Raw genomic sequence first — 14,375 nt, 5'->3', positions numbered from 1 at the left:
GCTGTAGTCTAATACTCACAATGGCTATACTGCTAGATAAAAACGTTGAGGGTCAAGCTTGCGAAACCAACGCCTTACAAAGGCGGCGGGCGAGTCCGGGGCCTTCGTAGATGAAGCCCGTATACACTTGAAACAGGGCCGCCCCCGCTTTCCGTTTTTCAAGCAGGTCGGACGGGGAGGCGATACCCCCTACACCGATCACGGGAAAGGCGTTTTCGGATTTGGCACAAAGGTAACGAATTACTTCCGTGGAATGGTACCTGAGTGGCTGACCGCTCAGCCCACCCGCTCCGATTTTTTCCACTTCGGCGGCGGGCGTGTGTAATCCTTTGCGCCCAATGGTGGTATTGGTGGCGATTACCCCCGCAATGCCCGACCCCTTCACGATCGCGACGATGTCGTCCAACTGGCTTAGGTTCAGGTCTGGGGCTATCTTCAGGAAGATCGGTTTCGGTTTGGGTTGCGAGGTATTCAGCGCCTGAAGCTCCCGAAGTAGCTGCGTGAGCGGCTCTTTTTCCTGCAGCTCCCGCAGGCCGGGCGTATTGGGTGAGCTGACGTTCACGACGAAGTAGTCTACGGCGTCATACAGCGCCCGAAAGCACTCCAGGTAGTCGTCCAGGGCGCGTTCGTTGGGGGTATCTTTGTTCTTGCCGATGTTCCCCCCCACGAGTATATCCGACTGACGGTAGCGCAGCTTGGCGGCCGCTACGCCCGCTCCCTTGTTATTGAAGCCCATCCGGTTGATGAGGCCCTGGTCGGCTTTGAGGCGAAACAAGCGGGGCCGATCGTTGCCCGACTGCGGCCGGGGCGTTACGGTACCTATCTCAACGTAACCAAACCCCAGCGCGGCCATTTCGTCCACCAGCTCGGCATTTTTGTCGAAGCCCGCCGCCAGGCCAATGGGGTTTTTAAACCGCAGCCCCGCTACCTCCTGCACCAGCGATGGATGCTCGAAGGTATAAAGCTTCCGAAGCAAGGCCGGTACCAGCGGAAGCCGGTACACAAACCGTAGTACATCACACACAAAATGGTGGACGCGCTCGGCATCAAACAGGAACAGGATGGGTAAGAGAAGGTACTTGTACATTCCGCAAAGGTACACGGTTCAAAGCAAGTGGTAAGCGGAATGTCCTTTATTTTTTAGCGTACGAGTACGGGTTTTCCCTTTCTATGATTAGCGCATTATATTTTTTGAATAGAAGCCGAATTGATACAAAACCGCAAGCCCGAAGGGGCCGGGCCATCCGGGAATACGTGCCCCAGGTGGCCATCGCATACGTTGCACATCACCTCTACCCGCTGCATTCCGTAGCTGGTGTCCAGGTCGTACTGAATTACCTCCGGCGCCACGGGCTCGGTGAAGCTCGGCCAACCCGTGCCCGACTCAAACTTGACCGTAGAGTCAAATAGCGGCGTGCCGCAGGCCCGGCAGGCGTAAAGCCCCGGCTCGTGCCGCTCGCAGTACTCTCCCGTAAAAGCCCGCTCGGTACCTTTCTGGCGAATGATGTAGTACTCTTCCGCACTTAGCTGCGCTTTCCACGCAGCTTCACTTTTCTCGACCCGTTGCGGGGGAGTAGGACTACCTTCGGTAGCATATTTTAGTACGTCGTTCCAGTTCATTTATTTTTCAGCTTTATACCGTGGTCGTTAGGGCTATTTGCTGGCTTTACAACAACGAAAGGCCGTAAAGCGTTTGGGGGAAGGTACTTTATAGATTGTAAGTACCTTGAGTACCTATTAAATGAAAATAATTTCTTGGAAAAGTACCCTTATTCTTATTTTTTTCCTATTTCATTATGAAGTGTAGGTATAAATTCGGATATTGGACTTTTCTTATTTAGTCATCCCCCCACTAAAGCCAGTCGCCGCATGATTTCGTCTCTTGAGGGTAAAACCTCCTCCGGGGCGGAAGCATCAGGTACATACCCTATCCAATCCTGAGTGGAGCAGGTATCCGTGTGCGCAAGGCTTCTGAATGGTCAATTAATTCTGAAAAATAAAATTGTTGCTTGTGAGAACTGGATTTAAAGTACTAGGACTGGTAGGAATGCTGGCCGCAGGGCCGGGCACGTACGCTGAAACTCCCCCGACTATTCATACAACAACGGCGACCGCCAAGGAAACCAAAGACTTGGTGAAGGTCATTGGAAAAGTGGTAGATGCCGCCAAAAATACCCCCGCCAGCTTTGCCACAGTGGCCCTGCTCCGTACCGACTCGACGGCCGTAAGCGGCGTGATGGCCGATGAAAACGGTGTGTTCTCTATTCCAGAAGTACCTCCGGGCAACTACATCTTGCGCATCACTACTGTGGGGTATGATACCCGCTTTGTCTCCAACGTAAGCATAGCGACCGAGGCCGGCACCACCGACCTGGGGGTTATTGGCCTCACGGCCTCGGCCCAGGAGCTGAGTGAAGTGGTGGTACGCGGTGAAAAAACCATGATTGTGAACGACATTGACAAAAAGATTGTGAACGTAGGGAAGGATCTGCTGGCTACGAGCAATAACGTGAGCGAGCTCCTGGAAAAGGTACCTTCGGTGTCGCTGGACGAAAACGGCAACCCGATGCTGCGCGGCAAAGGTAATGTGGTGGTTCTGATCGACGGGAAGCCTTCGTCGCTGTACGGGAATGACCTACCCACGGTACTTCAATCGTTTCCGGCGGAGCTGATTGAGCGCATCGACGTCATGACGACCCCCTCCGCCAAGTACGAGGGCGAAGGGGCCTCGGGCGTTATTGACATCATCACGCGCAAGAGCCGCATCAAAGGTACCAACGGCAACCTGCGGGGTACTTTGGGTAACAACTGGAATAACAATGGCTCAGGCTATATCAACCATAAAGAAGGCAAATGGGGCCTCCGGGCGTCGGGCAGCGCGCAGCAGCGCAAGTGGTTTTTCCGGCGTACGCTCCAGCGCGAAAACTACCTGGGCGAAACCACTACCCGGCTGGACCAGAACGGAAACGGACAAGACGGCAACACGAGCCTGTTCGGGCGGCTGGGCGTCAACTACGACTTCGATGAGCAAAACAGCCTGGGGGTGGTGGTGAACTACTCGCAGGATCAAAATCACAACCGTAACTTCTACCACAACGAAACACGCTTGCCGAATGGCGAGCTCATCCAGCAGTTTGACCGCCTCTCGAACGGAAATTCACGCGGCAACAACGTCAACGCCAACCTGGATTACCGCCATCTTTTCAGCGACAAGGATCACGTCTTTACCTTTACGGCCAACTACTCCGAGGGGCAGTCAAACGGTAGCTCGGAGTTTGACCAGCAGAGCGATTGGGACGAGCTTGACCTCCGGCAGCAAAGCCTGCGCCAGAATAACCGGCAGGCGCTTTTTCTGAATGCCGACTACACCTGGCCCATCACGCCCAAAGCTACGCTGGAGGTAGGAGCGCGAAGCCGCCTGAACAGCAGCACTACCAATAATGCCTTCTATACCTATATTCCCGACACCGATACGTTTGTGATCAATCCCAACGCCAGCAATGAGTTTGGGTACAGCGACGCCAGCTACAACGGCTACGTGACCTTCACCCAAAAAACCGGCGACTGGGGTATACGGGGCGGCCTGCGCGTCACTGACGCCACCCAACACATCAATCAGATCAGCCGTCAGCAATCTTTCAAGGCCCATTTCCTGTACCTGGTACCTACCCTGGCCCTGTCCCGAAAACTCGACGACGAAACGCTGGTGAAGCTTAATTATAGCCGCCGGGTACAACGCCCGCAGGCCGATCGGCTCAATCCGTTCACGGACATTTCGGACCCGCGCAACATCCAGAGCGGCAACCCGAACCTCACGCCGGAATATACCCACAAAGCCGAGCTGGGCTACTCGAGCTACAAAGACAAAGGAGGCTGGGGCCCATCGATGTTCGTGGATTACTCCAACAACGCCATTACGCGCATTCGAACCATCGACGAAGAGGGGATTGCGTACTCGCGCTTCGACAACGTAGGGCGGGAAATGGCCTACGGCTTTGAGACGGACTTTTCCCGGCAAATCAGCGAGAAGATCAAGGTCAACGCGACGGGACGTATTTTCCGGAGTGAGGTAGTTTCGGAAATTGCCAACATCGACAACCAAACCTGGAGCTACTCGGGCAACCTGAACGCCTTCATGCAACTACCTTTTAACGTGCGGGCTTCGGCCTACCTCAACTACGACGGCCCCCGGGCCATTGCGCAGGGAACCCGCCAGGGTACTTTCATTGCCAACATGGGCCTTCGCAAGGACGTCCTCGAGCGCCGGGGTACGGTCTCCTTCAACGTGCAGGACATTTTTCTGTCGCGCATTTACCAGAGCGAGCTCCGGACCGACACCTACCTGCAAAATTCGCTCTGGCAGCGCACCAACCGTTTTGTAGGCCTTACCTTCCAGTATAAATTTGGTAAAATCTCCGCCAGCGGCGACAACGACGCTTAGTCGATCGGCCTCATTCACGAGCTTTCAAAAAAGTCAGGGGGTACTTTGCGGTTTATGGCAAAGTACCCCCTGACTTTTTGAACGAATCCTCTTTCCCGAACCTTAGCTCGTCATGGCGGCCAGTAGGTCGGCCTGGGTAATGATATGTACCCGATTGGCTTCATCCCGTACCAGCAGGGCTTTGTTTTCCCGGTCGATGAGCGACGAAAGCGTATCTACAGTACTATCCAGGGCCACAAACTTAAAGGGCTTGTCCATCACCTCTTCTACGGTGTGCTGACGTACTTCTGGGTTTTCGATCAGGCGGTGCAGGATCACCGAATCCGTGAGGCTGCCTACTACTTCCTGCTCGGCATTCACGACCGGCAGCTGGGAGATACTTTCCCGGTTCAGCAGGCTGATGGCCTCGTCTATTTTGGTGTCGGTCCTGACCGTCAAGAGCGCGCCGTGGCTATTTTTTTGTTGGACAATGTCGCGGGCCGTAGCGTAGGTACGTTCCAGAAAGCCGTGGTCCTTCATCCAGGTATCGTTATAGATTTTGTTCAGGTAACGGGTACCGTGGTCGGGCAGGATAATCACCATCACGTCATCGTCGGATAAGTACTGCCGGGCATACTCGAGCGCCCCGTGCACCGCCGAGCCGCAGCTCCAGCCCACAAAGAGCCCCTCTTCGCGCGCCAGGCGGCGGGTCATGATGGCCGCATCTTTATCCGTAACTTTGATGAAATGGTCGATCAAATCAAAATCGACGTTTTTGGGCAAAATATCCTCACCGATCCCCTCCGTAAGGTAGGGGAATATCTCTTTCTCATCGAAAATTCCCGTTTCCTTGTATTTTTTAAAAACCGACCCGTAGGTATCAATCCCCAGGGTAACTACCTCGGCCTTTTGCTCCTTGAGGTACTTGCTGGTACCGCTGGCGGTGCCGCCCGTTCCCACGCCCGTAGCGAAGTGCGTAATGCGCCCCTCCGTTTGCTGCCAGATCTCCGGCCCCGTTGTTTCGTAGTGCGCTATGGCGTTGGAAGGGTTGTCGTATTGGTTGGGATACAGCGAATTGGGAATATCCTGGTTCAGCTTACGGGCCACCGAGTAGTAGCTGCGCGGATCGTCGGGCAGTACGTTGGTAGGGCATACCACCACCTCCGCGCCCACCGCCCTCAGAATATCGATCTTCTCCTGCGACTGCTTGTCGGCCATCGTAAAAATGCACTTGTAGCCCTTGGCAATGGCCGCCAGCGCCAGGCCCATGCCGGTGTTGCCACTGGTCCCTTCGATGATCGTCCCGCCGGGCCGCAAGGTACCGTCCTTCTCGGCATCTTCAACCATCCGGATTGCCATGCGGTCCTTGACCGAATTACCCGGATTGAAGTACTCTACCTTGGCCAGGATGGTACCTTTAATTCCCTTCGTAACGCGCTGCAGCTTTACCAGGGGCGTGTTACCAATGGTTTCTATGATTGAGTTGTAGTACTGCATAATTCTAAGTGAGATTTTATTTAAAAAAAATAAACGCTTTAAACTACCTGTCCAAAGTACCTCCACTACCTGGCGAAAACGCAACGAGCGCTGCGGCTCACAGCTCCCCGAAATTCCTCAGTTCGTTTCGGTTGTCATCGACTGCGGCCGGGCAAAATCGCAGCGGTGGCCTTTCCTCATACTGGAACAATTTTTGTAAAATCTAGTATAGTAAGTGAAGCAATACCCGACCAAGTACCTCAAAAGAAAGCATACTTTACACAAGTTCGGCTTTTTTTCGTTTGAATAGTACCAGCAAGGGTATTACCTTACAGGCTTCCCTCCGCTACCAGTATACACGATTACGTACATAAAAAGCAAGCCAAGTATCATGAAAAGTACCCTCTCTACCCTTCTGTTTATTCTTATTGGCTCCACTCTTTCCCTGGCCCAATCCAAAATCACGGTCGACTCCGTCTTCAATAAGTACTACGACGCCACCGGCGGCAAAGCCCTTTGGGACAATATAAAAACGTACTCGATGCAGCGCTCCTACCGCGCAGGTACCTCGGCCGACTACGATGCCGAGGTGTACGTATCGCTGCCCGAGCAGGCCATGCACAAGTCGAAAATCATTATGAAGCGCGGCTTTGTTTACGCCGTGAAGGGCAACGATGGCTGGCTGAAGATCCCGCTCGGAAGCGGCGATAAGGTGACCAAGTACCAGGTAAATGACCTGGGCAAAGCCGAGCAGACCAGCATGCGCGCCGAAATGTACGATCTGTTGGTGCCTTTCCTAAACTACCAAACCCGCGGCTACGTGGCCACGCTGGTAGGTACCGAAACCCTCAACGGCAAGCCGGTACATCAGGTAGAATTGCAGAGCAAAGACGTGCGATACAACCTTTATTTTGATGCCGGTTCAGGGCTGCTTGTTCGCGAAAAACAACTCGAAGGGGGCGTCGAGACCGTAACGGATTATTCCAATTATACAAAGTCCAAATACGGAATTATGTACCCCGCCGCTGCCGTCGAGACTAACACCAAAGATAAGAAGGCCATTAAAGTAACGACGGCCTCACTCGCCATAAATGAGGCGATCAATCCCGAGTATTTTAAGCGATAAGTTTTTTTTAGGTACCTCCCGGTAGTTTTGGCTACTTGCTCGGCGCTCGGGAGATTTGGTATGCTTTATGAAAAAAGTTGTAACCGTAATAGCCATCATTTTCCTGGTGATCATTCTGCTGGTAGGCGTACTACTTTGGGGAATACAAACACCCGCCGGGCAGGAGTTTCTTACCAAGCAGGGTACTTTGTACCTCCGAAGAAAGCTGGGAACCCGCCTGGATATTGAAGCTATTCGGTTCAGTTTTCCCGACTGGGTCGCCATAGAGGGAGTGTACCTGGAAGATACCCAAGGAGACACCCTGGTGTCGGGTGAGCGCCTGTACGTAAACCTGGATATGTGGGGGCTGGTGAAAGGGAATGTAGCCTTGAATACGATTGAGCTGGAAGGCATGCGCGCTAAAATAAACCGCACCCTGCCCGACACGACCTTTAATTTTCAATTTATTATAGATGCCTTCGCCTCGGATACAGATACCCCGGCCGACACTACTTCCGAGCCGCTGGAAATGCGGCTGAACGAGCTAACCCTCAAGCGGGTACACCTCACCTACCGCGATGCTGTTATTGGTACTGACGCCGACGCCAACATCAACCTCGCGCAGGTTTATTTCAGTAAGTTTAATCCTACCCGGTCGCAGTACCACCCCGACCGCTTCGTGGTGAACGGAGCCCGGGCAGACCTTCGGCTTTACGAAGCATTGGTCAAAACAGAAACACCCACCACACCAGCACAGCCCGCTGATCCTGCCGATACCCTGGACGTAAAAGTAGGTGACCTGGATATTCGTAATTTTAATTGGACGTTTGTGGACGAAGTAGGTGGCCTGAAAAACGGGCTAACCCTGGGCCGACTGGCCGGCCACGTAGACCATACCGACCTCAATAATCAACGACTGGACATCCGAAACCTACTGCTGGAAAACACAAGTACCTACGTAGCCTTTTCTCAACAACCTAAAAAACCAGAGGATGAACCGACGGCCGCTGCGGCAGATACCGCCTCGGCGGGCTGGAACGTGCGGGTAGGTGAGCTTAAGGTAGCGGGCGTCAACCTTCGGTACGACGACTTCAACGAGCCCCGCCAGCCCAAAGGCCTCGATTTTGCCCACTTGGATGTACAGGGGCTCGTCGTAGATATGACAGGCTTCGTTTTTGCGCCCGATAGCATTGCCGGGCAGCTGGGCCGGGCGGCTTTCCGCGAGAAAAGCGGCTTTGTGTTGCAGGAGCTACGGACCGACTTCACTTACGCCACCCAGCAGACCTACCTGAAAAACCTGTATATCAAGACCCCCAACACGACCATCCGGGACGAGCTTGTACTACGGTACCGCAACCAGGAGCAGCTAACCGAAAACATAGGTCAGGTACAGGTGCGGATGCGCCTTACCAATAGCCAGGTGGCTTTTCGGGATCTGCTCATGCTTTCGCCCGACCTGGCCGAAGTACCTCCGTTTGATAAAAATCCCAACGCCTCGTTGCAAGGGAGCGGGCTCGTGACGGGCACGGTCAATAACCTTCTGCTGTCCAATATTAATTTCCAAACGCTCAACGGTACCCGGCTGCGGCTCAACGGCCGCATTCAGGGCCTGCCCGACACCGATCGCCTGGCCGTAGATCTCAGCCTGGACGAGCTTTCTTCCACCCGCTCCGACTTACTGAGCCTGGCTCCTGCCGATGCCATCCCCGCTTCTATCGAACTTCCGGAGCGCATTAACCTCACAGGCAAAATCCAGGGTACTTTGCAGGATTTGACCATGGACGCGACGCTGGGTACTTCCCTGGGTAATGGCTCTTTTAACGGCAACATCAAAAACAGCACCAACCCTAGCCTGGCTACCTACAACGGCACCCTCAGTTTTCAGGAGTTTGACATGGGTACCTTCCTGAAGCAGCCACCCGAAGAAATGGGTAAAATCACCTTGTCTACGGACGTAAACGGGCAGGGTTTCGAGCCCGCTACCATGCAGGCCCGCCTGAATGGCACCGTACAAAGCGCCAGCCTGAAAGGATATACTTACAATAATCTGGCTCTAAAAGGAAACATTGATAAAGGTTTAGTCGATTTTGAAGCTTCCCTCAACGACGAAAACGTAGCAGTGCAGCTTAGCGCCAATGCCGACATTTCGCAGGAGTACCCCGCCGTTAAAGCCGACGCCAGCATCGAGCGCCTAAACCTACTGGCCCTCAATCTCTACGAGCAGGATCTGCGTATCCAGGGAAACATCAACGTCGACATGTCGTCTACCAATCCCGAAAATCCGTTGGGAAGCATCGTGGTACAAAACTTCGTTCTGACCCAGGAGGGAAATCCCATTGCCGTTGATAGCCTTGCCATCAACCTACGGAACGTAGAAAATGGCCGCGAAGCTACGCTGGAATCACCCTTTCTGAAGGCACGCCTGCAAGGTACTTTCACGTACCCCGAACTCGGTGATATGGTACTGACGGAGGTGAACAAATACTTTGTGGTTTCGGATTCCGTTCAGGCTCCTACCCAGCCGTACGATTTCGAGATAAACGCCCGCCTGGCCCACCACCCGGTGCTGCAATCGTTTGTGCCCGCCCTCACCAAGCTCGATACGGTGCGTTTCGATGCCCGCGTCAGCAGCCAGGCCGACACCTCTCTCCGCCTGGACCTGGTCGCACCGTTGATCGAGTACGATACCATGCGGATAAGCAATACGACCTTTAATTTAAGTGGAGTAGGTACCGAAGCCAATTTTACCGCAAACGTAGGGGAACTACTGAGCAGTGGCTTCCGGATGCGCCGGGCCTCGCTGGAAGGAGATATTATCAACAACGACGTCATTTTTAATTTTGTAGTAAAAGATTCGCTGGACGATAACCGCCACGCACTGGCCGGACATCTGGCCTATAACGAGGGGCAGTACCGCTTTAACCTGCGCGATGAGCTCCTGCTGGACTACCAGCCCTGGCAAACCGATTCGACGGGCTATATTCAATACGGTGCGGATGGCTTGCTGGTACGCAATTTCTCCATTGGCCTGGAAGATCAAAAGTTCCTTATCAACTCCACCACCGACGAACCCAATGGCCCCATCGAGATTGTAGCCGATAGCATTGCCATTGGTCCCTTCGTAGCGCTGGTAACGCAGGACACCACCCTGGCGGCCGGTAAGCTGAACGGCGATATCATCGTCAGGGATTACATGGAATCGCCCTCCTTCACCGGCGACCTGGTCATCAATGACCTGGCCGTTACGCAAATTGCCATTGGCGACCTGACCGTAAAGGCTACCAACGAAACGGCCGACCGGATTTCGGCGGAGGTAACTCTGCTGAGCCGCAACAACGACATGACCATCACCGGAGACTACCTGCTCGACTCCGAAAAACCGCTGGACTTTACCCTAAACCTTAAGAAGCTGGGTGCGGAAACCATCGAAGCCTTCAGTTTTGGGCAATTGCGCCGCGCTCAGGGCTCGCTTTCCGGCCAAGCGACCATTCGGGGGGCCGCTACGAGTCCGGAGCTAAACGGTGCCGTTTCTTTTGACAGCGTATCTTTTACGGTAGCTCAGCTGGGGGCCAGGTACCTGATCAATCAGCGAAAGATTGCCTTTGAAGGGCAGAAAATTGTATTCAACAACTTTGTAGTGACCGATTCGCTTAACCAAAATCTGGAGGTGAACGGGAGTGTCAACATAGCTGACTTGCCGGATATCGCTTACGACATGAACATCGAGGCGCATGACTTTACGGTACTTAACGCCACCCGCCGCGAGAACGACTTTTTTTACGGCAAAGGCCTTATTGACGCCAATTTGAATATTAAAGGAAAAGGCTCGGAATCAATCATCGACGGGACCATTCGGCTCCGGCCTGGCAGTGACATTACGGTGATTCTGCCCGATGACGCAGCGGGTGCCGAGGCTACCGAAGGGGTGATTCAGTTTGTGGATATGAGTAATCCCGGTAGCATGGAGCAGGCCGACTCACTGGCCGCTGCTAAGGCCCCAACCATTGAGTTTGCCTCCGAAATGTCGCTCAACATCGAGGCCGACGACAAGTCCAAATTCACGATCATCATTGATGAGCTGAACGGTGACAACCTTAAAGTAAGTGGAAACGCCCAGCTCAACACCGGAATTGCCCCCAACGGGGAACTGTACCTGGTGGGCTTATACGAACTTACGGAGGGCTCCTACGACCTCACGCTCGAGGTACTTAAGCGCCAATTTACCATTCAAAAAGGGAGCCAACTCACCTGGACCGGCGACCCTATGAAAGCAGACGTAAACATCACGGCCGTGTACACCGTACAAGCTGACCCCGCTGCCCTGGGGCAGGGAGGTGCCCAATTTGGCAAAGTACCTTTTGACGTACTGCTCAAAATGCAGGGTAGTTTGGAAAGCCCGATCATCAGCTTCGACATTCGGGCCTCCGAGCAGCTTGGCCGAGAGGATATTGAGCAAATAAATACCTTGCTGGTACAACTGCAGAACAACGAGGCTGAAATGAACAAGCAAGTATTTGCCCTGCTGGTACTGAATAAATTCATGACCGAGCAGGCCTCCTCGGCGTCTTCGGGTGGTTTTAGCGCCGAAGCCGTAGCGCGGCAAAGTGTAAGTCAGCTACTCACCGAACAGCTCAACCTGCTGGCTGGCGGCCTGGTGAAAGGGGTGGATCTTAATTTTAACTTGAACTCTACCTCCGATGCCTTAGCCGGCAACCGGACCGACCTTAACGTAGGGCTCAGCAAAGGTTTCCTGAACGATCGGCTGACCGTATCCGTCGGGCGTAACTTCGAATTGGAAAATTCAAACACCTCAGCCCCCGGATCCACCGAGCTTTTTGATAACCTGGCGGTCAACTACGCCCTAACCCGCGACAACCGCTACATGCTCCGAGCTTACCGTAAAAACCAATACCAGGCTGTTTTGCAAGGATTCATCATCGAAACCGGAGTAGGCTTTATCCTTACCCTCGATTATGACAAGATCCGCGAACTGTTCCAAAAGCAAGAACAATGAAATTGACTTCTAATCTCTTTTATATTAGCTTATTAGGTTTAGTTTTGGGCGGCTGCTCCATTGATCGCTATATACCCCAGGGCGAAAGCCTGTACGTTGGCGGGAAGGTAAAAGTAGAGTCCGATTCGACCTCCCGCAGATACGTTGCCAACCTCGAAGGCCCCCTGGAAGACCTTTTACGCCCCGCTCCAAACAAAACCCTTTTTGGCTTTCCGTACAAAGTCTGGCTTCACTACTGGATTGGCGAGCCTAAAAAGGAGAAAGGTTTTCGGAACTGGTTTCGCAGAAAATTCGGAGAACCTCCCGTGTTTGCTACCCAGCGGATTGTGGCAGCCAACGTGGGGGTCATTACGGGGTACCTGAACAACGAGGGGTACTTTCGCTCCAGCGCCACGGGCGAACTAGTCGAGAAAAAAAAGCGTACGGTGGAGGCTCACTACACGGCTTATCTTAAACCCCGCTACTACATCGATTCCGTCACCTTCGTGGTGCGGGACAGCAGCCAGTTTAGTAAAGACTTACTAAGTACCCAACGAAGAACGCGCTTCAAGACTGGGGACCCTTACCGCTTCGAGGTAGTGCGAGAGGAGCGTCAGCGCATCGACCGCATCCTGAAAACCAGAGGGTACTACTATTTTAATCCCGACTATTTAATCATAAAAATAGATTCGACCCACAGCAATAATACCGTCAACCTTTTTGTAGAGCTGAAACTCACCGCTCCCCAAACGGCCATCAAGCAGTACTACATCAACGATGTCTACGTATACGCGAACTACAACGGCCTTTCCAACGATACTCTTTCGGGCCAGGTTGACTTGCAAGGTGGTCTGCACATTCTGGACCCGGAGCGTAACTACCGTCCTCGCATTTTCGACGACGCCATTGGTTTCCGGCAGGGCCTGCGGTACAGCAGTGCCGTGCATGATGTATCGCTCTCCCGGTTGGTGAACTTGCAGAATTTTAAGTTCGTTAAGAACCGCTTTGAGCTCATACCTCGCTCTGACTCGGCTTTTCTTGATGTATACTACTACCTTACGCCGCTTCGAAAGAAAGCCCTGCGGGCGGAATTGAGCGGTGTTACCAAATCCAATGACTTAGCCGGTAGCCAAATTAGCCTTTCCTGGACCAACCGTAACCTGTTTAGAGGAGCCGAAATTTTAAGGCTCAGTTCCAACGCGGGTATTGATTTTCAGGTAGGTGGTCGAGCGGGAAACGACAGTTTGCGCAATAATAATTTTCTGCGCCTCAATCTTCAGGGTGAGTTATCCTTTCCGCGCTTTGTCATTCCTTTTTATAAACCCGACCCTGCTACCGGCCAAGCCTTACCCAAAACTACCCTCACCCTGGCTTACGAAACCCTGACCCAGCAGGGCTTCTACACCCAAACCTCCATGCGAGGCCAATGGGGGTATACCTGGCGCCGAAATACCGAAGTAGAACAGACGTTTATGCCGTTGGGCGTCAACGTCATTCGGACCCGTAACGTCAGCAATCAGTTGGTAGAACGGATTTTTGCCTTTGAAACGTCCGATCAGGATCGACTCCGTTTTCTTCGCTTGCTCGATAGCCGCCTGATCCTTGAAACTCAGTACAATATCATTTACCGGCCCCGTACTCGCCTCTCCCGGCGGCACCAGTTTTACCTGAGCGGTGGAATCAATACGGCGGGTAACCTGGCTGGCCTACTAGCCAAAAACCGAAGAGGAGAAGAAAACGATGGTCAGCTTTTCGGAGTTTTCTACGAACAATTTGCCCGCTTCGACGGCGAGTTACGCTACTACTTCGATATTTCTCCCCGCATTCGTTGGGCCAACCGCTTTCAGGGTGGGCTGGGTATTCCCTACGGCAATTCTTACGCCTTGCCACAGTTTAAGCAGTATTTTGCCGGAGGTAGTATTGGGCTGCGGGCTTTCCGCGCCCGTACGGTTGGCCCCGGCGCTTACTACGCCGACTCCACCACCCGCTCGCTGCTGGGCGACAATTCGTTTGGCGACATCAAATTGGAATTCAATACGGAGTTCAGAATTAAATTTACCTCCCTGATCAACGGCGCTATTTTTGCCGATGCGGGCAACATATGGAACTACCGCCTCACGGAGCTCTACGGCCCCGAGGCCGTTTTTGGGCCTGATTTCTACACCCAGATAGCCGCTGGCGGAGGATTGGGTATACGTTTTGACCTGAATTTTTTGGTTTTTCGGGTCGACTTGGCTACGCCATTTCGTAAACCCTGGTACACGCTGGAAGAAGGCCGAAATCCCTGGGTATTTAATGAATTTAACCTAAGAAGTAAGGAATGGCGACAGCAAAACCTCGTACTGAATATTGCCGTAGCGTATCCTTTTTAGCCGATCGAT

Annotated in this window: 7 protein-coding genes; 4 read left to right on the top strand and 3 right to left on the bottom strand. The window is 53.2% G+C overall.

The features are described 5' to 3' along the window. Positions 1-52: 52 nt before the first annotated feature. Entirely contained in the window at positions 53-1,087 is a 1,035-nt protein-coding gene (locus tag HNQ92_RS15990) for a quinone-dependent dihydroorotate dehydrogenase (protein WP_184175053.1), read from the bottom strand. A 95-nt stretch (positions 1,088-1,182) separates the two neighbouring features. Further along, positions 1,183-1,620 carry a peptide-methionine (R)-S-oxide reductase MsrB gene (gene msrB, locus HNQ92_RS15985; RefSeq protein ID WP_184175052.1) on the bottom strand — a complete coding sequence of 146 codons (438 nt, stop codon included), beginning with the start codon at positions 1,618-1,620 and terminating at the stop codon, positions 1,183-1,185. A gap of 514 nt (positions 1,621-2,134) precedes the next feature. Between msrB and HNQ92_RS15980 the strand changes: the two genes are divergently transcribed. Further along, complete coding sequence (locus tag HNQ92_RS15980; RefSeq protein ID WP_343063007.1) at positions 2,135-4,441, top strand: TonB-dependent receptor; 2,307 nt, start codon at positions 2,135-2,137, stop codon at positions 4,439-4,441. A 102-nt stretch (positions 4,442-4,543) separates the two neighbouring features. On the opposite strand, the gene HNQ92_RS15975 is transcribed toward HNQ92_RS15980, so the two are convergent. Continuing rightward, complete coding sequence (locus HNQ92_RS15975; protein ID WP_184175051.1) at positions 4,544-5,917, bottom strand: cystathionine beta-synthase; 1,374 nt, start codon at positions 5,915-5,917, stop codon at positions 4,544-4,546. Between the two features lie 370 nt (positions 5,918-6,287). Here HNQ92_RS15975 and HNQ92_RS15970 point away from each other — a divergent pair, with 370 nt between their 5' ends. The 3 genes from HNQ92_RS15970 (at position 6,288) to tamL (ending at position 14,366) form a co-directional block, all read left to right on the top strand. Then, on the top strand, positions 6,288-7,022 hold the full coding sequence (locus HNQ92_RS15970) for a LolA-like protein (protein ID WP_184175050.1): 735 nt from the start codon (positions 6,288-6,290) through the stop codon (positions 7,020-7,022). 67 nt (positions 7,023-7,089) lie between these two features. Next, positions 7,090-12,015, top strand: a complete 4,926-nt coding sequence (locus HNQ92_RS15965) for a translocation/assembly module TamB domain-containing protein (RefSeq protein WP_184175049.1) — start codon at positions 7,090-7,092, stop codon at positions 12,013-12,015. Next, positions 12,012-14,366 (top strand): translocation and assembly module lipoprotein TamL, encoded by a 2,355-nt coding sequence (gene tamL / locus HNQ92_RS15960; RefSeq protein WP_184175048.1) that lies wholly within the window; start codon positions 12,012-12,014, stop codon positions 14,364-14,366. Before HNQ92_RS15965 ends, tamL begins: the two co-directional genes overlap by 4 nt. The last annotated feature ends 9 nt before the right edge of the window (positions 14,367-14,375 follow it).

The organism is Rhabdobacter roseus, assembly GCF_014202275.1.
In the GTDB taxonomy this organism is placed as follows: Bacteria; Bacteroidota; Bacteroidia; order Cytophagales; family Spirosomataceae; genus Rhabdobacter; species Rhabdobacter roseus.
The sequence above is the reverse complement of the archived record's forward strand: the minus strand, read 5'-3'. Positions and strand labels throughout refer to the sequence as shown.